Here is a 19,327-nt window from a genome sequence, read left to right as displayed (position 1 = left end):
TCTCCTTCAGCGCGAGCGAGAGGGGCGAGGCCGGCTTATGCCGAGGGTAAGGACGAGGATGGCCGTCAGCAGCAACGCGGCTGGCAGCAGCAGGAGCGGGACGATGCCGATCCCGGCGAGAGCCTGGGCGACCGGCGGCGCGAAGCTGGCCCCGAGGAACAGCGCGAAACTGTAGATGGCCAGAGCGAGGCCGCGATTGGCGTTGGTCGCGCGTCCGGCGACGGTCGCGATCAGGCCGGGAACGGCGAAGGCGACGCCTGCCGAGAGGGTGGCGCTGGCCAGGATGACCGCGCCGGGCGAAGCAAAGGCTCCGATGCCGATCGCCAGCGCCGCCAGCGCAAGGCCGAGACGGGCCGTGACCGGAGCGCCGAAGCGTCGTGTCACCGGCGCGGCCGCGAAACTGAGCAGCAGCGGCGGCAGGCCGATCAGACGCACCGTTTGCAGATCGACCCCGATGCCCGGGCTGAACAGCTCCAGACCGCTGTAGAAGGAGACGAAGCCGAACAGCACGGTGACGGCTGCCACCCAGGCCGCGACGATGCCTCGATCGCCCAAAAGCGACGTGAAACGATCGCCGTCTGCGGCATTGCCGGCGAGGGGCGCGGCGTGCTTCGACGCGACGACGAGATGGAGACCCAGCGCGCCGAGCAGATAGAGCGGCGCAAGCGCCAACATGATGACGGACAGGCTGCCGCCAGTCTGGACCGCGAAGAGTTGCGACAAGGGGGCGGCCCCGAGGAAGGCGAAGCTCATCAGAGACACGCCGAGCGGGCGTTGGGCCGGCGGCAATTCTTCCGTGACGAGCGAGAGGGCGACCGGCGGAAAGATCGAGGCCGCGAGCCCTTGAGCCGCCCGACCGGCCAGAAGCAGACCGAAGCTGCCGGCGATGCCGACCAGCGCCGTCGCGACAGCCGTCATCACGAGACCGATCAGCAGCATGCGCTTGCGGCCATAGCGATCGGAGAGAGGGCCGAGGAGCAGGAAGCCGGCGGCATAGGCCACGCCGAAGGCCGTGCCGATCAGGCTCGCATGTCGAGGCGCGATGTCGAAGCCGGCGGCGATGCCGGCGATCATCGGGATGGTGATGTAGAGCTGCCCGACCACGATGAAGCCGCAGGCCATCAGGAGCGCCAGCAGCGCGACATGGCGGCCGGTGAGGCGGCCCGGGTCAGATCGTAACATGACGTCAGCTGTAGATTGATGGGACATCGATCCCCGTCCTCGCTCTTATCCCTGCTTCGCTTCCGCGATCAGGGCCTGCATCCGGGCAATGTTCGTTTCCACGTCGCGCTTGAACTCGGTGAGCTCGGAGAGTTGGGCATCGGCCTTGGCGAGCTGCGCCTGAAGGATCTCCAGCACCTTTTCCTTGCCCTTGATGCCGCTCGCCTCCTCGAAATAGAGGTCGATGACGGCGGCGATCTCGTCGAGGCTCAGGCCCAGGCGCTTCAGCGCCGCGATCTTCTCCAGCCGTTTGACCGAGACCTCGTCATAATAGCGATAGCCCACGCCCTCGCGCTCGGCCGGTTTCACCAATCCGAGCCGCTCGTAGTAATGGATCGTGCGATGGCTGACCTTCGCGCGCTCCGACAGCTCACCGATCTGCATGAGGGAGGACAAATGCACCGCTTCCTGAACCTGACGTTGGGTGTAGGTTTAGGGTATGGGGGCAGCGAAGTCAATCGTGGCGCGTAGGCGGTCGGGTGACAGCTACAGCCCCAACCCGGCCGCCGTTCCAACTGCCGAGACTTTGATCCGGCCCGCACGATGCCGCTGGCCGTCTCGCTGTCCTTGCCGCTCAGAACGGCAGGCCCTTCGCCGCAGCAAGTTCGCCGCCGACGTGGGCGACCTCGTGCTCGCGCAGGGTGGAAACACGATCGCGACGACAGGTGATGCCCCCATCCGGCTGACGGGCGGCATCGTGCCGGCCGATGAGATGCTCGCGGCGGCGCTTCATCGCATCGCGCATCTGCTCGCCGAAGCAGAGTCAGGTGCGCATCGAGAATGGATCATGCGCCATAGGCGGCGCCGACGTTTGAAGCACCTCGCGAATGCCACGGGTTTCGATATCCGCGACGTCCAGGCCGACGGTGGTGGCGTTGACGGGGCTGCCATGCTCGAAGGCGCTGGCCATACGGTTGATCTCGGCCGACCGTGCGCCGACCGCCTTCGCGGTCTGGCGCCAGGTTGCGGTCACGGTGGCCACGTCTTTGATGATCCTGCGAGCTTGCGCCAGCGTCAGGGCGAAGAACTCCGAGGCCTCCTCCAGCAGGTCGAGCGAACAGGTGCCCTCATCGAGGTCGATGTTGGTCGTCAACACCCGCGCCTTGATGTCAGTCGGCACAGGATTGAGGTCATAGGCGGGGGATAGCGACCATCCGGCCTTGCCGAGCCAGAGGAAGCCGTGATTGCGCAGATGATCGTCGACATTGGAGATCAACACATTGAAGACGACGCGGCGATAAAGGGCGTGGGCATCGGTCTTCCCCTGGGCGCCGTGCTCGGCCAGAGCATCGACGATCTCGGGATAGCTGCCGCGCTCGCCATCCTTGGCGCCCATCATCGCCATGGCCGAGAGGAAGGGGATCCGGACCGCGCCGTCGCGGTCGAAGCGCCGGGACAGCATGACCTTCTTGCCGGCGACATCGATCAGTTCGTGGATCGGCGTGGCGATGCCGGCCCGGCCGGCCAGTCGCAGGGCGATCTCCTCCCATGTCTCCATGCTATAGTCGTCGGTCTCCCTGGGGAATTTGGCGATCGAGAGATGACCATGCTGGTCAACCACCGACGCTTTGGGCCGTGCTCCGCCGAGCGATGAGCCGGGCGCGAAGATGAGTTCGAGATCCTCATCGGTTTCATCGTCGCGCAGGATGCGTTCGGTGATCTGGAGCAGTCGGCCGAGGTCGATGAGGGCGGGCACACCGGCGCGGATCGGCGCTTGAAAATGTTCTTCGCCAATCCAGCGGAAGCGAAGGGCGCCAAGCCTCGTCTCGTCGGCAACGCCGAGCAGGTAGTCGCTTTCGGCCAGACTGCGCACGGCGCGGCCATCGCGATCGGCGCTACGCCGCTCCGAGCGTTGCATGAGGCGGCGGCCCAGCTGTCGGGTGCAGAATCGCCGATGGAGCCAAAGGTCGCGAGACCAGCGGGCGGCGCGAAGGCGCCGCGTGTCAGGGCTAGAGCCGGCTCCAGCGAGAAGCGATCCGGGTCTTCGAGCCATGCGCGGTCATATTCGAACATGATGGTCTCGGCGCCGCGGACGCGGTTGCTCCGCGCAAGTCCGATCGGTCGCGTGTGGCCGGCACGGTCGAGATGAACCTCGAAATCAGCCATCGCGCGGCGCGCCAGTCGATCGCTTGGGGTGGGCGTGCTTCGGCAATGCGGCGCTGGACAGCGCCTGCCCGACGCTGTCGTTGGCGATATCGGCGATCTCGCCCAATCCGTCGAGGAGACCGAGCGCCTGAAGGACGCCGGCATAGATCCCGATACTGACGCCGCTGTCGCCCGCCTCTATCTTCTGGAGGGTCGAACGCGACGTGAAGGCTCGTTCGGCCACGACGGACATGGGCAGCCGCCGACGCCGACGGGCATCGCGGATGTCCGAGCCAAGCTTGCACAGCGCGCGCCGTACCGCGGCGGGAGGATTGTGAGGTGTCGGCATTTGCAACCTTCGCACGACCGATTGACCGAATATGTAGCACGAAGCTTACAATTTTCCTAGAAGGGTTCGAGCCGCTGGGCTTGTCGCCGATTGGCAGAAAACGCCTATGACGGTATAGCTCGGACGATTTGAGCATCGGCCAAGGTAGAATGGCGCAGACAAGGCGATGAGGCTTGAAACGGCCAGTTTGCACGACGCGAATCCGTCATCGGCGAGAGATGGCGAAACCCGATCGCGGGAAGTGAGGCGGGGGCCGTCGGCGCGCGGCGTCGATCCTACCCGGCCTGCCGTGACCTCTGCCGGATCGCGCGCCGCTGCCTCGACGGAAGGCGCGCTTACATGACCGTCTATGTCGCTCTGCTGCGGGCGATAAATGTCGGCGGGACGGGCCGGTTGCCGATGGCCGCGTTGAAGGCGATGTGCGAGGCAGCCGGCTTCCAGGCCGTCCGGACCTATATCGCCAGCGGCAATGTCGTCTTCTCGGCCGCAGGCTCCGAGCGTGAGGTCAAGGCCGCGCTCGAGGAGCGTCTGCTGATTCATGCCGGCCGGCCGGTCGGGGTCGTCATCCGCAGCGCCGACGAGATCAGGCACATTTTCGAGGCCAACCCATTCCCTGACGCGCCCCCGGACCGGACGGTCGCGATATGCCTGGATGCCGCGCCGCCCGCCGATACGTTGCAGAGGCTGAAGGGCCGACAGGATGAAGAGGTCCGCCTGGGCAAGCGCGAAATCTATGTGGCTTATGGCGCGGGCATGGGCCGCTCGAAGCTCGCGATCCCGGCCGCGGCGAGCGGCACGGCCCGCAACATGAACACCATCGCGAAACTCGCCGAACTCGCCGCCGCGATGTGAGGTGGCGCTGCGCGCCGTCGACGAGCCCCTGCCGCCTCCCGGCCCGCGCGCTCCGCGCCGAAACGCCCTCTGGCCAAACCCGCCGGGATGACGGCATGGTCTCGACCCGTTCCAAGCTGGGGAATCGCGACGATGCTGCTGTTGGTGCTCGGACTCATCCTGTTTCTCGGCGGGCATGCCGTCTCGATGAAGCGGGATTTACGCGCCGGGTTGATCGCGCGCTTCGGCGATGGTGGCTACAAGGCGCTCTACAGCCTCGTCTCGCTGCTCGGCTTCGTGCTGATCGTCTATGGTTTCGGCGCCTATCGCGCCAATGGCTATATCCCTGTCTGGGAGCCGCCGGCCTTCACCCGCCATGTCGCGGCGCTGCTCAATCTGCCGATCTTCATTCTCGTCGCCTCGCTCTATCTGCCCGGCCGGATCAAGGCCGCCGCGCGGCATCCCATGCTGCTGGCGGTCAAGATCTGGGCGAGCGCCCATCTCATCGCCAATGGCGATCTCGGCAGCATGCTGCTCTTCGGCTCCTTCCTCGCCTGGGCGGTGATGGCGCGCATCTCGGCCAAGCGGCGGCCGGAGGCGGCGGCGCAGCTCGCCGCGGGCGGAACGCCCGGTTTCGGGCGCAACGACGTCATCGCCATCGCCATCGGCCTCGTCGCTTATGGGCTCTTCGCTTTCTGGCTGCATCCGCTGCTGATCGGCGTGTCCGTCACCGGGCGCTGAGAGAGCACATGCCGCCGCTGCCGATCATCCGCTTTCCCGATCCGCGGCTGCGGCAGGCGGCGCGCCCGGTCACCGCCTTCGACGAAGGGCTGCGGGCTCTGGCGCAGGATCTGGCGGAGACGATGCGGGCGGCGCCCGGCATCGGCATCACCGCGCCGCATTGCGGGATCGCGCTGCGACTGGTGGTGCTGGACCTTCCGGACGACGCGCTGCGGGTCTACGTCAATCCACGGGTGGTCGAGGCCTCGCCGGAGCGCATCCGCCATGTCGAGGGCAGCGTCTCGATGCCGGGCGTGACCGATGAGGTGGAGCGGCCGGCGGCGATCACGCTGCGCTATCACGATCTCGACGGGCGGGAGCATGTCGCGGAGGCGCAAGGGCTGCTGGCGATCTGCCTGCAGCATGAGATCGACCAGCTCGACGGCATTTTCTGGACCGAGCGGCTGACGCGCCTGAGGCGGGAGCGGGTGGTCAAGCGTTATGACAAGATCCGCAAGAGCGAGGCCTGAGGACACGGCATGGCGATCACCATCTACGGCATCAAGAATTGCGACACGATGAAGAAGGCGCGGGCCTGGCTGGAGCAGCGCGGCATCGTCCATGTCTTCCACGACTACAAGGCGAGCGGCATCGACAAGACGCGGCTTCTGGGGTGGGTCGCCGAACATGGCTGGGAGACGGTGCTGAACCGCGCCGGCACCAGCTTCCGCGCGCTGCCGGAGGCGGAGAAGACCGGGCTCGACGCCGAGAAGGCCGTGGCGCTGATGCTGGCCAACCCGTCGCTGATCAAGCGCCCGGTGCTCGATCTCGGCGAGCGGCGCCTCGTCGGCTTCAAGCCGGAGCTCTATGCGGCGGCGCTGGGCTGAGCCGGCAGCGCATGGCGGCGATGGCGCGGCCGCTCTTTTGCGCGGCCGCGCTTCGGGCTAAGCCCGCGGCATGACCACGGAATTCTGCTTTCATCTGCTCGGGCGGGACGGCGCGGCCCGCACCGGCGAAATCCGCATGCCGCGCGGCACCATCCGCACGCCGGCCTTCATGCCGGTGGGGACGGCCGCGACCGTCAAGGGCATGTATCCGGAGCAGGTGCGGGCGCTCGGCGCCGACGTCGTGCTCGGCAACACCTATCACCTGATGCTGCGCCCGGGCGCGGAACGGGTGGCGCGGCTGGGCGGGCTGCACCGCTTCATGAACTGGCCGCATCCGATCCTCACCGATTCCGGCGGCTTTCAGGTGATGTCACTGTCGCAGCTGCGCAAGCTGACGGAGGAGGGGGTCACCTTCCAATCGCATATCGACGGCTCCAAACATGTGCTGACGCCCGAGCGCTCGGTCGAGATCCAGAACCTGCTGGGGTCCGACATCGTGATGCAGCTCGACGAATGCGTCTCGCTGCCCTGCGAGGACAGAGTGGCGGAGAAGGCGATGCGCCTGTCGCTGCGCTGGGCCGATCGCTGCAAGGCGGCCTTCGGCAATCCGGCCGGCCGGGCGCTGTTCGGCATCGTCCAGGGCGGGGCCGTGCCGGCGCTGCGGGTCGAGAGCGCGCGCGAACTCGTGGCGATGGATCTGAAGGGCTATGCGATCGGTGGGCTCGCGGTCGGCGAGCCGCAGGAGATCATGCTGGCGATGATCGAGACGGTGGAGCCGCATCTGCCGCAGGAGAAGCCGCGCTATCTGATGGGCGTCGGCACGCCCGATGATCTGGTCGAGGCGGTGCTGCGCGGGGTCGACATGTTCGACTGCGTGATGCCGACGCGGGCCGGCCGCCATGGCCAGATCTTCACCCGCTTCGGCCGGATGAACCTGAAGAACGCCAAGCACGCCGAGGATCCGCGGCCGATCGACGAGCGCTCCTCCTGCCCCGCCGCCAATAGCTATGCCCGGGCCTATCTGCATCATCTGGTCAAGGCCGAGGAAATGCTCGGCAAGATGCTGCTGACCTGGGTGAACCTCGCCTATTACCAGGAGCTGATGGCGGGGCTGCGCGCCGCGATCGCGCAGGGGCGGCTGGCCGACTTCGTCGCCGAGACCAAGGAAGGCTGGGCCCGGGGCGAGCCGGCGTGATCGATCCCTGGCTGGTGATGCTGGCGCTCAAGATGGCGACGGCCGCGGCCGTCGTCGTCGGCTGCTCGCTGCTGGCCGAGCGCAGCGGGCCGATGATCGCCGCGATGATCGCGACGCTGCCGATCTCGGCCGGGCCGGTCTATGTCTTCCTGGCGCTCGATCACGACGCCGCCTTCATCGCGCAGGGGGCACTCGGCAGCATGGCCTCCAACCTAGCCAATGCCGGGCTGAGCTTCGCCTATGTTTTTTTGGCGCAGCGTTTCGGCACGGCGCTGTGCCTGGCGGCCGCCTTGGCGGCCTGGATCGCGACGTTGCTCCTGCTGCGGGCCCTGGCGCCGTCCTTCCCCGTGCTGCTGGCGGCGACGGTGGCGGTCTATGGCGGGCTGCACCTGATGTTCCGGCCCTATCTCGCGGCGCGTCCGAAGCAGCCGCCGGAGCGGCCCTGGTATCTGATCCCGATGCGCGCCGCCTTCGTCGCGGCGCTGGCGGGCACGGTGACGACGCTGAGCTCGCATGTCGGGCCGACATGGTCGGGCTCGCTGGCGGCGCTGCCGATCGTGCTCTCGAGCCTGATCGTGATGCTGCAGCCGCGGATCGGCGGGCCCGCCACCGCCGCCGTGATGGCCAATGGCGCGCTGGCGCTGATCGGCTTCGGCGTCGCGCTGGCGGCGGTGCATCTGGCGGCGCTGCCGCTCGGCTCCGGCCTGGCGCTGTCGCTCGGCCTCGCCATCTGCATCGGCTGGAACCTGGCGCTGATGCGGCTAACGCGCGGCGCGCGCTGAGCGCCAGGAGGCGACGAAGAGCCCGCCGATGATCAGGGTGATGCCGGCGACCTGCAGCCCGGTCGGGATCTCGCCGAGGATCGGCACGGCCAGGATGGTCCCGACCACGGGAATCGTCGGCGGGAAACGCCCGACCACGGCCGGGCCGAGGATCGGCGTCGCCCAGGCCCAGATCCACAGCCCCATCACCACGTTGAGCACGCCCTGATTGATGCCATGGGCGATGATCACCCACCAGGGCGCGACGTCGAAGCCGCGGAAGAAGAACAGCGCGTAGAACGGCAGATAGAGCATCGACAGCACCGAGACGATCGCCGTCGCCTTCAGCCCGTTGACCTTCCAGATCTGGATGACCAGGGGATAGCCGCCCCAGAGCAGGCCGACGCCGAGAAAGCAGAGATCGCCGAGCAGGATGGTCGGGTTGGTGTTGGTGGTGCCGGCGATGGCGAGGCAGGCGAGGCCGGCGAGCACCGCGAAGACGCCCAGCACCAGCTGCCGCGTCAGCGCCGCGCCGAACAGAACGACGCCGCCGATCACGCCGATCACGGTGACGGTGCCCGGGCCGATGGTCGCGCCATGCGCCGCCGGCGCATAGGTCAGGCCGGTGAGCAGCAGATAGCTCATCGGGAAGCCGCTCATCGCGGCCAGCACCAGCCCGCGGACCCAGCCGACGCCGCCGCAATCCTTCAGCCCCCCTGCGGCCAGGAAGCTCGGCAGCAGCAGCAGGCCGGCGGTGAGGAAGCGCAGGGCCAGGAGATCATGCGAGCTCAGGCCGTTCAGCACGGCATGGCGGCTGACCGCGAAATTCGCGCCGAAGATGATCATCGCGCCGGCCATGGCGAAGAAGGCCATGCGCCAGCGCAGCCGGTCGCGCCGCGCATCCTGAGTCGGGGCCTTGACGATCTGATCCATGCGCTCGCTGTCTGCGGCGATCCGACAGCCGAAGGGCGGCTCTCGACAGGCATCGCTGCAGCACCGATCTATACCTTAAGCTCGGGCTTGGGCATGCGCGCGGCGCCTGAGCGGCAGACGCTCCGCTCAGGCTGGATCAGGCGGCGCGCTGCGGCGTCGGGCCGACATAGACCGATTGCGGCCGGATCAGCCGCCCGCCGGCGATCTGCTCCTGCGCATGGGCCAGCCAGCCGATCACCCGGCCCATCGCGAAGACGCAGGTGAAGCTGTCGGGCGGGAAGTCCAGCGCCTCCAGCAGCAGGGCGGTGTAGAATTCGACATTGGTCTGCAGGGAGCGGGCGGGCTTGCGCTCGCGCAGGATCGCCAGCGCCGCCTGTTCGACCGCCTCCGCGAAGGCCAGCCGGCCGGAGGCCGCATCGAGCCGGGTGATCGCCCGCTTCAGCGCATCGGCGCGCGGATCGCGCACCCGGTAGATGCGGTGGCCGAAGCCCATCAGCCGGTCGCCCCGCGCCAGGGCCTCTTCCAGCCAGGGCCTCGCCCGGGCGGCCTCGCCGATCTCGTCGAGCATGGCGATCACCGGGCCCGGCGCCCCACCATGCAGCGGTCCCTTCAGCGCGCTCAGCCCCGCCAGCACGGCGGAGCCGAGCCCGGCCCTGGTGGAGGCCACGACACGGGCCGCGAAGGTCGAGGCGTTCAGCCCGTGATCGCAGACGGTGACGAGATAGGCGTCGAGCGCCGCGGCCTCGGCTGCGCCGGCCGGGCGGCCATGCAGCATGCGGAGAATATCGGCGGCATGGGGCAAATGAGGGTCGGGCGCGACCGGCTTGCGGCCGGCGCGGGCCCGGATCACCGCCGGGGTGAAGACCGCCGGCGCGACCAGCCAGCGCAAGGCGGTCGCCAGATCGTCGCCATCCTCGAGCCGCGCCATCAGCGCGCGCACCGCCTCGATCGGCGAGAGCGCGAGCAGCCCGGCATCGAGGCCGCCGATTTCGGTGAAGACCGCCGCACGCGCCTTGCCGAGCGCCTCGGCCAGGGCCGGCCCCCGGGGCAGCCCGTCGAAGAAGCCCGAGAACATCAGCTCGGCCGCGGCGGCGACACCGAGCCGGCCCGCCAGCACCTCCAGCTCGAACCCACGGATGACCAGCCGCCCGGCCGCGCCATCCACCTCCGACAGCACGGTATGCGCGGCCACGACATTCTCAAGCCCGTCAGACATCGTCTTCTCCTCGATCTGCAGCTTGATGGTCGGCGCGCGCGGCGCTAGAATCAATCTTGAACAAGTGAATCAATGTATGGCGATGAGCGAGTGGCTGACGGCGCAGGAGGCGATGGACCGGCTCCGGCTGAAGCCGCAGACGCTGTACGCCTATGTCAGCCGCGGCCGGATCGAGGCCCGCGACGATCCCGAGGATCCGCGCCGCAGGCTGTATCGGCGCTCCGACGTCGCGCAGCTGGAGCAGCGCAAGGCGCGTGGCCGGCGCAGCGCGGCGATCGCCGAGGAGGCGATTTCCTTCGGCGAACCGGTGCTCGCCTCCAGTATCACCACCATCACTCAGGGGCGGCTGTGGTATCGGGGGCGGGACGCGGCCGAGCTGGCGCGAACGGCGCGGCTCGAGGATGTGGCGCGCCTGCTCTGGGCCTGCGGCGATGCGCGTTTCCCGACGCTGGCGACGCCGATCGCTCCGGGTAGCGGGCTGCAGCGGCTCTTCGGCACAATCGCGGCGCGCGCCGCGACCGATCCGCCCAGCGCCGGGCGCACCCCGCGCGCGCTTTATTTCGAAGCGGCCTCCGTGCTGGATGCGCTCGTCGATGCGGTGGCGGGCGGGCCGGGCGAAGGGCCGATCCATCTGCGCCTCGGCCATGGCTGGGGCTGCGACGCGGCCGGCTGCGAGTTGATCCGCCGGGCGCTGGTGCTGCTCGCCGATCATGAGCTCAACGCCTCGACCTTCGCCGTCCGCGTCGCGGCCTCGACCGGCGCCTCGCTCGCGGCCAGCGTGCTCGCCGGGCTCGCGGCGCTGTCGGGCCCGCTGCATGGCGGGATGACGCTGCGGGTGGCGGGGTTTCTGGCCGAGACGGGGCGGATCGGCATCGAGCCCGCGGTGCGGGCGCGGTTGGCGCAGGGCGCGGCCCCGCCGGGCTTCGGCCATCCGCTCTATCCCGATGGCGATCCGCGCGGCGCAGCGCTGCTGTCGGCCTTCGAGCTGCCGGATCGGCTCGAGGAGACGCGCCGCTCGACCCAGGCGCTGTGCGGCCAGCCGCCGAACATCGATTTCGCCCTCGCGGCCCTGGCCGAAAGATTGTCGCTGCCGGAGGACGCGCCGCTGCAGATCTTCGCCGCCGCGCGCTGTACGGGCTGGATCGCCCATGCGCTGGAGCAGATCGAGACCGGCCGGCTGATCCGGCCGCGGGCGCGCTATACCGGGCCGGAGCCGGCTCCGGTCTGACCTTGCAGCGCAGCCCGGGGCGAGGGGTCGTGCACGGCCATGATCGCGCCGCTTTTCAGCCATTCTGGCGCCGGAGCGGGGCGGTCTCGTCGCAGCGTCACCAGGACCGGACCGAGATGATCGCCAGCGCGCCCTCCCGATTGCATCCCCGAATTCTGCGCCGCTTCGCCTTGCAGGGGCTTTTCGTTCTGGCGGCGGCCGGCGCGGCGGTGACGCTGCTCGCGGCCGGGCCCGAGCGCGCCCCGGCGAGCGCATCCGCCCCGGCGGAGAGCCTGATCACATGGGCTCCGGCGATCGCGCCCGACGGCAAGCTGCAGCAGCGCCATGGCGTTCAGCCGCAGCAGGGGCGGGATCTCGCGCAGCTGTTCAGGGTCGCGGCGTCAGGCGGCGCTCGCCATGCCGCTGAGGCTCGACTGGTCGCGCGATGGCGTTGAGCAGCCGGCGGTGCGCGCGCCCCAGCCGCGTGTCGCCAAGCGGCAGCCGGCGGAGAGCGTGAAGCTCGCCGGCGACAGACGGCGCGAACTCGTCGCCGCCGCCGAGCCGCCGATGCTCCGGCCGCCGGAGCCGGCGGAGCGCGGCCCGGCGGAGAATCCCGGCGTCCTGGAGACGCTGAAGAAGCCGCTCACCGCCACCGTCGCCGGCGCGAGGGGGGTGGTCAGCGGTGCCGCGGGCGCCGTCGGTGCGGCCGGGGCCTGGACGGTCGCCCAGGCTGCCGGCCTGCTGCCGCGCTGGTAGCGCTCAGGCCACGGCCTTGAGCGCGCCGCGCCCGGCATAGAGGGCCTGGGCGCCGAGCTCTTCCTCGATGCGCAGGAGCTGGTTGTACTTGGCGGTGCGGTCCGAGCGGGCGAGCGAGCCGGTCTTGATCTGCCCGCAATTGGTCGCGACCGCGAGATCGGCGATGGTCGAATCCTCGGTCTCGCCGGAGCGATGCGACATCACCGCGGTATAGCCGGCGCGCTGCGCCATCTCGACGGCGGCCAGCGTCTCGGTGAGCGAGCCGATCTGGTTGACCTTCACCAGGATCGAATTGGCGGTCTTCGCCTTGATGCCCTGCGAGAGGCGCGTGACATTCGTGACGAAGAGGTCGTCGCCGACCAGCTGGCATTTCGAGCCGACGAGGTCGGTCAGCGCCTTCCAGCCGTCCCAGTCATCCTCGGCCATGCCATCCTCGATCGAGACGATGGGGTAGCTGCCGACCAGCCTGGCGAGGTATTTCGCCTGCGCCTTGGGATCGCGCGTCTTGCGCTCGCCCTCATAGACATAGGCACCGTCCTTGAAGAACTCGGTCGCCGCACAATCGAGCGCGATGGCGATGTCCTCGCCCGGCTTGTAGCCGGCCTTCTCCACCGCCTGCATCACGAAATCCAGCGCCGCCTCGGCCGATTTCAGATTGGGGGCGAAGCCGCCCTCGTCGCCAACATTGGTGTTGTGGCCGGCGTCGTGCAGCGCCTTCTTCAGCGTGTGGAAGATCTCCGACCCCATGCGCAGCCCCTCCGAGAAGGAGGGTGCGCCGATCGGCATGATCATGAATTCCTGGAAATCGATCGGGTTGTCGGCATGGGCGCCGCCATTGACGATGTTCATCATCGGGACCGGCAGCAGCCTGGCGGCGGTGCCGCCGACATAGCGGTAGAGCGGCAGGCCGGAGGCTTCCGCCGCCGCCTTGGCGACCGCGAGCGAGACGCCGAGAATGGCGTTGGCGCCGAGCTTGCTCTTGTTGGCGGTGCCGTCGAGATCGATCATGGTCTGGTCGATCAGCGTCTGGTCCTCGGCGTCCATCGCGACGATCGCCTCGGCGATCGCGACATTGACGGATTCGACCGCCTTCAGCACGCCCTTGCCGAGATAGCGGCTCTTGTCGCCGTCGCGCAGCTCGACCGCCTCATGCGCTCCGGTGGAGGCGCCCGACGGCACGGCCGCCCGGCCCATCGAGCCATCCTCGAGCACGACATCGACCTCGACGGTGGGGTTGCCGCGGCTGTCGAGGATCTGGCGGCCGATAACGTCGATGATCGCGGTCATGAGAGGGCTCCGGAGGCTGAAGAGATGCCCGCTTCTAGCCAAGCGGGGCGGGCACGGGAAGGGGTGGGTAGCGTTTCGCGAAGGCGATCGGTAAAGCCTCCCGAAACGAAACCGTCACCGCGCGGGCAAAACACTCACCGCGCGCGGCCTGGAGATCTCTGGATGACCCTCGATGCCGCCACCCTTCAGCTCGGGCAGATGTCCGCGCTGCCGGCCTCGCCCGCCGAGGCCAGGCTCGACCGCGTGCCGAACCCGCATCCCGGCACCGGCTATCTCGCCCGCTTCACCTGCCCCGAATTCACCTCGATCTGCCCTGTGACCGGCCAGCCGGATTTCGGCATCCTGGTGATCGACTATCTGCCGGGGGAGTGGCTGGTCGAGTCGAAATCGCTCAAGCTCTATCTCGGCGCCTTCCGCAACCATGGCGCGTTCCACGAGGATTGCACGGTCGGGATCGGCAAGACGCTGGTCGAGCTGCTGCAGCCGACCTGGTTCCGCATCGGCGGCTATTGGTATCCGCGCGGCGGCATCCCGATCGACGTGTTCTGGCAGACGGGCGAGCCGCCCAAGGGCGTCTGGATCCCCGACCAGGGCGTCGCACCCTATCGCGGCCGCTGAGCCTTCAGCGGCGCTGGCCGAGCGGCATGATCCGCGGGGTCATGAAGCCGAGCAGGCCGATGCCGCAGGCGAAGAGCAGGATCGCCCCGGTCGATCCGAGCAGGTGCAGCGCCGCACCCATGGCCACCGGGCCGATGGCGTGGCCCAGGAACAGGACGCAGGCGAAGAGCGCCACGGCCGAGCCGCGCGCCGTGGGGGCGAGCTCGGTCGCCTGGGCCTGGAAGGTGCCGTGCATCAGGAAGAAGCCGAAGCCGTTCAACACGAAGAAGCCCATCGCCGTCCACCAGGGCAGGAAGGGCAGCGAGAACAGGACATAGCCGGTCGCCATCAGCGCCCCGCCCAGCACCGCCATGCGCGCCGGCCCGAGCCGCTCGACCAGGATGCGGGTGAGGATGCCGTAGAGGATGCCGCCGACGCCCGTTCCGGCGATCACCAGCCCCGCCAGAGAGGGGCCGATGCCGGAGCGCTCCTGCAAAATAGCCGCGACATAGGGCGGCATCCCGAAGATCAAACTGCCTTCGGTGATGACGAGGCCATAGAGCAGTTTCGTGCGCGGATTGGCGAAGACGGCGGCGTAATTGGCGATAGCGCCCTTGAAGCTGAGCGGAGCGCGCCTCGCATCCGGCCGGGGCTTCAGGATGAAGACGACGAGCAGCGCCGCCAGCGCCGCGATGCTGCCCGCCGCGACGAAAACGCCGCGCCAGCCGACATATTCCGCGATCAGCCCCGAGCAGGCGGCGCCCGCCATCTGGCCGACGATCATCAGCACGAGGAAGCGGCCGAGCATGATCTGGCGCTCCGCCATCGGGGCGCGATCGCCGATCGCGGCCATGGCGATGGGGATGACGCCGCCCGCGGCGATACCCGTCGCGGCGCGCACCACGGTCAGCATTTCGAAGCTCGCCGACAGCGCCGCCAGAACCGAGAGCAGCGCCAAGAGCCCGAGGCACACCGAGATCGTGCGGAGCTTGCCGACGGAATCGGCGATCGGTCCGAGAAAGGGCTGGCCGATGGCGTAGGAGAAGGAGAAGCCGGTCGCCATCGCCGCCACCTCGACGATGGTGCGGCCATAGGCCTCGGCCAGGGTCGGCACCAGCGGGTCGACGATGCGCATGGTGAAGGTGGAGGCGAAGCCGCAGGCGCCGAGCACCAGGATCAGGCGGCGCAGCTGGGCGATGTCCGGTCTGGCGGGATCGGGCGGGACGGCGGCGGGCGCATCAGGCATGCGCCAGCCTAGGCTGCGGCAGAGCCTTGGCAAGGCGATCAAAGCTTTGCAGCTCTGCGATCAGCGCAGGGAACTGCGCGAGAGGGACCATGTTCGGCCCGTCCGAGGGGGCCCGGTCGGGGTCGGGATGGGTCTCGACGAACACGCCGGCGACGCCCACCGCGACCGCCGCACGGGCGAGGACGGGGACGAATTCGCGCTGGCCGCCGGAGGAGGAGCCCTTGCCACCGGGCTGCTGCACCGAATGGGTGGCGTCGAAGATCACGGGGGCGCCGATCTCGGCCATGATCGGCAAGGCGCGCATGTCGGAGACCAGCGTGTTGTAGCCGAAGGAGGCGCCGCGCTCTGTCAGCATCACATTGGGGTTACCGGCCTCGGTGACCTTGGCGGCGACATTGACCATGTCCCAGGGCGCCAGGAACTGGCCCTTCTTGACGTTGACGACCCGCCCGGTGGCGGCGGCGGCGAGCAGCAGATCGGTCTGGCGGCAGAGGAAGGCGGGGATCTGCAGCACGTCGACGATCTCGGCCACCGGGGCGCATTGGGCGGCGTCGTGCACGTCCGTCAGCACGGGCAGCCCGGTGCGCTCGCGGATCTCCGCGAAGACCGGCAGCGCGGCCTGCAGCCCCATGCCGCGCTGGCCCTTGGCGCTCGTCCTGTTGGCCTTGTCGAAGGAGGTCTTGAAGACCAGGCCGATGCCGAGCTTCTCGGCGATCTCCTTCAGCGCCAGCGCCATTTCGAGCGCGTGGTCGCGGCTTTCCATCTGGCAGGGCCCCGCGATCAGGGCCAGCGGCAGGCGGTTGCCGAAGCGCACGGGCCGGGCGAGGTCGGCGCCGATGGTGACGATGGCGTTCGCGTTCATGACGATGTTCCAGCTCTCCTGCAGCAGCGGGCTTAGGGCTGGGCCGAGGCTGCGGTCAACCCGCCGGCCGCCGGCATCGCGCGTCAGTACCCGCTGCAAACGGACTGGCGAAGCGAGGCGGAGGTCTGTAAATTCCGATGCGACGCATTATGTCGGCTTACGAACCGAAGCGGAGTCGCGCGTGTCAGTGGTGACGAACAAGGCAGATGTGACGGGTGCGGGCCCCGCCGGCGGCGATGCCGGGCGGACGCCGCTGCGCCTGGCCGATCGGCCCAAGGGTCCGGCCGGTCCCCCCGATGGCGGGCGCGAAGGCGCCGGAACGGCCGTCCTGACCCGGACCCGCACCCGCAAGCCCAATCTCTACCGGGTGCTGCTGCTGAACGACGATTACACGCCGATGGAGTTCGTGGTCCACGTCCTCGAGCGCTTCTTCAACAAGGACCGCGCGGAAGCCACGCAGATCATGATGCATGTGCATCAGAATGGCGTCGGGGAATGCGGCGTTTTTACCTACGAGGTCGCCGAAACGAAGGTCACCCTGGTGATGGACCTTGCGCGAAAGCACATGCATCCGCTCCAATGCGTGATGGAGAAGAAGTAGTCTTGGATTCGAATACCTCTCTGGAATCGACATAGGAGCGCTATCAGTGCCGAGTTTCTCGCGCAGTCTCGAACAGGCGCTTCACCGGGCCCTGGCCCTCGCGAATGAACGCCATCATGAATATGCGACGCTGGAGCATCTCCTGCTCGCGCTGGTCGACGATCAGGACGCCGCAGCGGTGATGCGCGCCTGCAGCGTCGATCTCGACACGCTGCGGCGCAACCTCGTCGACTATATCGACGCGGAGCTGACCAATCTCGTCACCGACGGGCGCGACGATTCCAAGCCGACGGCGGGGTTCCAGCGCGTGATCCAGCGCGCCGTGATCCATGTCCAATCCTCGGGCCGCGAGGAGGTGACCGGCGCCAATGTGCTGGTCGCGATGTTCGCCGAGCGCGAGAGCCATGCCGCCTATTTCCTGCAGGAGCAGGACATGACCCGCTACGACGCGGTCAACTACATCAGCCATGGCATCGCCAAGCGCCCCGGCGCGAGCGAGACGAGGCCGGTGCGGGGCGCCGATGAGGAGCCGGAGCAGCAGCGCGATTCGCGGGCCGATCCGGCCGCCGGCGACGCCGACAAGGACAAGAAGAAGAAGGAAAGCGCGCTCGAGGCCTATTGCGTCAATCTCAACCGCAAGGCCCGCGACGGGCGCATCGATCCCCTGATCGGCCGCGAGGCCGAGGTGCAGCGCACGATCCAGATCCTGTGCCGCCGGCAGAAGAACAACCCGCTGCTGGTCGGCGATCCCGGCGTCGGCAAGACCGCGATCGCGGAGGGGCTGGCGCTCAAAATCATCCGCGGCGAGGTGCCGGAGGTGCTCGAGGACGCGACGGTGTTCTCGCTCGACATGGGGACGCTGCTCGCCGGCACGCGCTATCGCGGCGATTTCGAAGAGCGCCTGAAGCAGGTGATGAAAGAGATCGAGGCCCATCCCAAGGCGATCATGTTCATCGACGAGATCCATACGGTGATCGGCGCCGGCGCGACCTCGGGCGGGGCGATGGACGCCTCCAACCTGCTGAAGCCGGCGCTCGCCTCGGGCGGGCTGCGCTGCATCGGCTCGACCACCTACAAGGAATACCGGCAGTATTTCGAGAAGGACCGGGCGCTCGTCCGGCGCTTCCAGAAGATCGACGTCAACGAGCCGACGATCCCGGACGCGATCGAGATCCTGAAGGGGCTGAAGCCCTATTTCGAAGAGTTCCACAAGCTCCGCTACACCAATGACGCGATCAAGGCGGCTGTGGAGCTCTCCGCCCGCTACATCCACGACCGCAAGCTGCCGGACAAGGCGATCGACGTGATCGACGAGACCGGCGCCTCGCAGATGCTGGTGCCGGAGAACAAGCGTAAGAAGACCATCGGCGTGAAGGAGGTCGAGGCCGCCATCGCGACCATGGCGCGCATCCCCGCCAAGACCGTGTCCAAGGACGATGCCGAGGTGCTGCGCAATCTCGAGCATACGCTGAAGCGCACCGTCTACGGCCAGGAGAAGGCGATCGAGGCGCTGTCATCCTCGATCAAGCTGGCGCGCGCCGGGTTGCGCGACGGCGAGAAGCCGATCGGCTGCTATCTCTTCGCCGGGCCGACGGGCGTCGGCAAGACCGAGGTCGCACGCCAGCTCGCCTCCTCGCTGGGCGTCGAGCTGATCCGCTTCGACATGTCGGAATATATGGAGCGCCACACCGTGTCGCGGCTGATCGGCGCGCCTCCGGGCTATGTCGGCTTCGACCAGGGCGGGCTGCTCACCGACAAGATCGATCAGCATCCGCATTCCGTCCTGCTGCTCGACGAGATCGAGAAGGCTCATCCGGACCTGTTCAACATCCTGCTGCAGGTGATGGACCATGGAAAGCTGACCGACAACAATGGCAAGCAGGTCGATTTCCGCAATGTGATCCTGATCATGACCACCAATGCCGGCGCTGCCGACATGGCCCGCAGCGCCTATGGCTTCACGCGGCAGAAGCGCGAGGGCGAGGATACCGAGGCGATCAACAAGCTGTTCGCGCCGGAATTCCGCAATCGCCTCGATTCGGTGGTGTCCTTCAGCCATCTGCCGAAGACCGTCGTCGCCCGCGTCGTCGACAAATTCGTGCTGCAGCTGGAGGCGCAGCTGGCCGACCGCAACGTCACGATCGAGCTCTCGGACGAGGCGCGGGAATGGCTGGTCGAGAACGGCTATGACGAGGCCATGGGCGCGAGGCCGATGGGCCGGCTCATCCAGTCGACCATCAAGACACCGCTGGCCGACGAGGTGCTGTTCGGGCGCCTGAAGAATGGCGGCGCCGTGAAGGTCGTGGTGGTGCAGTCGGAGACCGGCATCAAGGTGCTGGGGCTCGAATTCCCCGACGGGCCGGTCAAGCCCAAGCCGGAGAAGGACGTCGCCAACGCCGCCGACAAGCGCGGGCGCCGGCCGCGCGCCAAAGCGGGCGAGGCGGCGGATGCGGTCTCGCCGGGGTTGAGCCCCGCCAAAAGCGGCAGGGCCGGCGGCAAGGGCGAGGGGAAGGGCGAGGGCAACGGTCCCGGCAAGCCTTCGTCGCCCTCGTCGCAGGCGCCCAAGCCTCCGC

19 protein-coding genes and 3 pseudogenes are annotated in these 19,327 nt (G+C 68.5%); 12 read left to right on the top strand and 10 right to left on the bottom strand.

The features are described from left to right. Window positions 1-6: 6 nt before the first annotated feature. From ASG72_RS16475 to ASG72_RS16460, 5 genes and pseudogenes are all read right to left on the bottom strand, one after another. Entirely contained in the window at window positions 7-1,182 is a 1,176-nt protein-coding gene (locus ASG72_RS16475; RefSeq protein WP_056714255.1) for an MFS transporter, read from the bottom strand. A gap of 45 nt (window positions 1,183-1,227) precedes the next feature. After that, on the bottom strand, window positions 1,228-1,617 hold the full coding sequence (locus tag ASG72_RS16470; RefSeq protein WP_200939951.1) for a MerR family transcriptional regulator: 390 nt from the start codon (window positions 1,615-1,617) through the stop codon (window positions 1,228-1,230). Window positions 1,618-1,795: 178 nt separating this feature from the next. Continuing rightward, window positions 1,796-1,969: pseudogene (locus tag ASG72_RS20420) on the bottom strand (DUF3363 domain-containing protein); the annotation flags it as partial. 141 nt (window positions 1,970-2,110) lie between these two features. After that, window positions 2,111-3,327: pseudogene (locus ASG72_RS16465) on the bottom strand (HipA domain-containing protein); the annotation flags it as partial. Then, a complete protein-coding gene (locus ASG72_RS16460; RefSeq protein WP_056714251.1) occupies window positions 3,320-3,655 on the bottom strand; it encodes a helix-turn-helix transcriptional regulator in 336 nt (111 codons plus the stop codon). The gene ASG72_RS16460 and the pseudogene ASG72_RS16465, both read right to left, overlap by 8 nt. Before the next feature lie 339 nt (window positions 3,656-3,994). On the opposite strand from ASG72_RS16460, the gene ASG72_RS16455 reads away from it, so the two are divergent. From ASG72_RS16455 to ASG72_RS16430, 6 genes are all read left to right on the top strand, one after another. After that, window positions 3,995-4,507, top strand: coding sequence for a DUF1697 domain-containing protein (locus ASG72_RS16455; RefSeq protein WP_056714249.1), 513 nt, complete (start codon window positions 3,995-3,997; stop codon window positions 4,505-4,507). Window positions 4,508-4,639: 132 nt separating this feature from the next. Then, the gene (locus tag ASG72_RS16450) at window positions 4,640-5,227 is read left to right on the top strand and encodes an NnrU family protein (RefSeq protein ID WP_056714245.1); all 588 of its coding nucleotides are present in this window, start codon (window positions 4,640-4,642) and stop codon (window positions 5,225-5,227) included. Between the two features lie 8 nt (window positions 5,228-5,235). Continuing rightward, window positions 5,236-5,736: a peptide deformylase gene (locus ASG72_RS16445; RefSeq protein WP_056714242.1), complete on the top strand. Its 501-nt coding sequence runs from the start codon at window positions 5,236-5,238 to the stop codon at window positions 5,734-5,736. Window positions 5,737-5,745: 9 nt separating this feature from the next. After that, window positions 5,746-6,093, top strand: coding sequence for an arsenate reductase (locus ASG72_RS16440; RefSeq protein WP_056714240.1), 348 nt, complete (start codon window positions 5,746-5,748; stop codon window positions 6,091-6,093). A gap of 70 nt (window positions 6,094-6,163) precedes the next feature. Beyond that, window positions 6,164-7,288, top strand: coding sequence for a tRNA guanosine(34) transglycosylase Tgt (gene tgt, locus ASG72_RS16435; RefSeq protein ID WP_056714238.1), 1,125 nt, complete (start codon window positions 6,164-6,166; stop codon window positions 7,286-7,288). Beyond that, a complete protein-coding gene (locus ASG72_RS16430; RefSeq protein WP_244488831.1) occupies window positions 7,285-8,070 on the top strand; it encodes a hypothetical protein in 786 nt (261 codons plus the stop codon). Before tgt ends, ASG72_RS16430 begins: the two co-directional genes overlap by 4 nt. On the opposite strand, the gene ASG72_RS16425 is transcribed toward ASG72_RS16430, so the two are convergent. Together ASG72_RS16425 and ASG72_RS16420 are read right to left on the bottom strand one after the other, a co-directional pair. Further along, the gene (locus ASG72_RS16425; RefSeq protein ID WP_056714234.1) at window positions 8,050-8,982 is read right to left on the bottom strand and encodes a DMT family transporter; all 933 of its coding nucleotides are present in this window, start codon (window positions 8,980-8,982) and stop codon (window positions 8,050-8,052) included. The genes ASG72_RS16430 and ASG72_RS16425 overlap by 21 nt on opposite strands. A 136-nt stretch (window positions 8,983-9,118) precedes the next feature. Continuing rightward, window positions 9,119-10,198, bottom strand: a complete 1,080-nt coding sequence (locus ASG72_RS16420) for a citrate synthase/methylcitrate synthase (protein WP_056714892.1) — start codon at window positions 10,196-10,198, stop codon at window positions 9,119-9,121. A gap of 76 nt (window positions 10,199-10,274) precedes the next feature. Between ASG72_RS16420 and ASG72_RS16415 the strand changes: the two genes are divergently transcribed. The 3 genes from ASG72_RS16415 (at window position 10,275) to ASG72_RS16405 (ending at window position 12,161) form a co-directional block, all read left to right on the top strand. Then, window positions 10,275-11,426, top strand: a complete 1,152-nt coding sequence (locus ASG72_RS16415; protein ID WP_244488830.1) for a citrate synthase family protein — start codon at window positions 10,275-10,277, stop codon at window positions 11,424-11,426. Between the two features lie 116 nt (window positions 11,427-11,542). After that, entirely contained in the window at window positions 11,543-11,860 is a 318-nt protein-coding gene (locus ASG72_RS16410) for a hypothetical protein (protein ID WP_156396006.1), read from the top strand. Continuing rightward, window positions 11,823-12,161 (top strand): hypothetical protein, encoded by a 339-nt coding sequence (locus ASG72_RS16405; RefSeq protein WP_056714229.1) that lies wholly within the window; start codon window positions 11,823-11,825, stop codon window positions 12,159-12,161. Before ASG72_RS16410 ends, ASG72_RS16405 begins: the two co-directional genes overlap by 38 nt. A 3-nt stretch (window positions 12,162-12,164) precedes the next feature. Here ASG72_RS16405 and eno read toward each other — a convergent pair whose 3' ends face one another. Further along, window positions 12,165-13,448, bottom strand: a complete 1,284-nt coding sequence (gene eno / locus ASG72_RS16400; RefSeq protein WP_056714226.1) for a phosphopyruvate hydratase — start codon at window positions 13,446-13,448, stop codon at window positions 12,165-12,167. Between the two features lie 162 nt (window positions 13,449-13,610). On the opposite strand from eno, the gene queF reads away from it, so the two are divergent. Then, window positions 13,611-14,066 (top strand): preQ(1) synthase, encoded by a 456-nt coding sequence (queF, locus tag ASG72_RS16395; RefSeq protein ID WP_056714221.1) that lies wholly within the window; start codon window positions 13,611-13,613, stop codon window positions 14,064-14,066. A 4-nt stretch (window positions 14,067-14,070) separates the two neighbouring features. On the opposite strand, the gene ASG72_RS16390 is transcribed toward queF, so the two are convergent. Both ASG72_RS16390 and kdsA read right to left on the bottom strand, forming a co-directional pair. After that, entirely contained in the window at window positions 14,071-15,291 is a 1,221-nt protein-coding gene (locus ASG72_RS16390) for an MFS transporter (RefSeq protein WP_056714218.1), read from the bottom strand. Beyond that, complete coding sequence (gene kdsA, locus ASG72_RS16385; protein ID WP_056714216.1) at window positions 15,284-16,153, bottom strand: 3-deoxy-8-phosphooctulonate synthase; 870 nt, start codon at window positions 16,151-16,153, stop codon at window positions 15,284-15,286. The genes ASG72_RS16390 and kdsA overlap by 8 nt, the downstream gene beginning before the upstream one ends. A gap of 253 nt (window positions 16,154-16,406) precedes the next feature. Here kdsA and clpS point away from each other — a divergent pair, with 253 nt between their 5' ends. After that, window positions 16,407-16,754, top strand: coding sequence for an ATP-dependent Clp protease adapter ClpS (gene clpS, locus ASG72_RS16380; RefSeq protein WP_244488849.1), 348 nt, complete (start codon window positions 16,407-16,409; stop codon window positions 16,752-16,754). A 46-nt stretch (window positions 16,755-16,800) separates the two neighbouring features. Next, window positions 16,801-19,182: pseudogene (gene clpA / locus ASG72_RS16375) on the top strand (ATP-dependent Clp protease ATP-binding subunit ClpA); the annotation flags it as partial. Between the last annotated feature and the right edge of the window lie 145 nt (window positions 19,183-19,327).

This window comes from Allobosea sp. Leaf344 (assembly GCF_001426225.1).
Taxonomy (GTDB): domain Bacteria; phylum Pseudomonadota; class Alphaproteobacteria; order Rhizobiales; family Beijerinckiaceae; genus Allobosea.
The sequence above is the reverse complement of the archived record's forward strand: the minus strand, read 5'-3'. Positions and strand labels throughout refer to the sequence as shown.

Excerpts from the sequence above, each read along its gene's own strand:
- ASG72_RS16475 (WP_056714255.1), bottom strand. The coding sequence starts at position 1,182 with ATGTTACGATCTGACCCGGGCCGCCTCACCGGCCGCCATGTCGCGCTG.
- ASG72_RS16460 (WP_056714251.1), bottom strand. The coding sequence starts at position 3,655 with ATGCCGACACCTCACAATCCTCCCGCCGCGGTACGGCGCGCGCTGTGC.
- ASG72_RS16455 (WP_056714249.1), top strand. The coding sequence starts at position 3,995 with ATGACCGTCTATGTCGCTCTGCTGCGGGCGATAAATGTCGGCGGGACG.
- ASG72_RS16450 (WP_056714245.1), top strand. The coding sequence starts at position 4,640 with ATGCTGCTGTTGGTGCTCGGACTCATCCTGTTTCTCGGCGGGCATGCC.
- ASG72_RS16445 (WP_056714242.1), top strand. The coding sequence starts at position 5,236 with ATGCCGCCGCTGCCGATCATCCGCTTTCCCGATCCGCGGCTGCGGCAG.
- ASG72_RS16440 (WP_056714240.1), top strand. The coding sequence starts at position 5,746 with ATGGCGATCACCATCTACGGCATCAAGAATTGCGACACGATGAAGAAG.
- tgt (WP_056714238.1), top strand. The coding sequence starts at position 6,164 with ATGACCACGGAATTCTGCTTTCATCTGCTCGGGCGGGACGGCGCGGCC.
- ASG72_RS16425 (WP_056714234.1), bottom strand. The coding sequence starts at position 8,982 with ATGGATCAGATCGTCAAGGCCCCGACTCAGGATGCGCGGCGCGACCGG.
- ASG72_RS16420 (WP_056714892.1), bottom strand. The coding sequence starts at position 10,198 with ATGTCTGACGGGCTTGAGAATGTCGTGGCCGCGCATACCGTGCTGTCG.
- ASG72_RS16415 (WP_244488830.1), top strand. The coding sequence starts at position 10,275 with ATGGCGATGAGCGAGTGGCTGACGGCGCAGGAGGCGATGGACCGGCTC.
- ASG72_RS16410 (WP_156396006.1), top strand. The coding sequence starts at position 11,543 with ATGATCGCCAGCGCGCCCTCCCGATTGCATCCCCGAATTCTGCGCCGC.
- ASG72_RS16405 (WP_056714229.1), top strand. The coding sequence starts at position 11,823 with ATGCCGCTGAGGCTCGACTGGTCGCGCGATGGCGTTGAGCAGCCGGCG.
- eno (WP_056714226.1), bottom strand. The coding sequence starts at position 13,448 with ATGACCGCGATCATCGACGTTATCGGCCGCCAGATCCTCGACAGCCGC.
- queF (WP_056714221.1), top strand. The coding sequence starts at position 13,611 with ATGACCCTCGATGCCGCCACCCTTCAGCTCGGGCAGATGTCCGCGCTG.
- ASG72_RS16390 (WP_056714218.1), bottom strand. The coding sequence starts at position 15,291 with ATGCCTGATGCGCCCGCCGCCGTCCCGCCCGATCCCGCCAGACCGGAC.
- kdsA (WP_056714216.1), bottom strand. The coding sequence starts at position 16,153 with ATGAACGCGAACGCCATCGTCACCATCGGCGCCGACCTCGCCCGGCCC.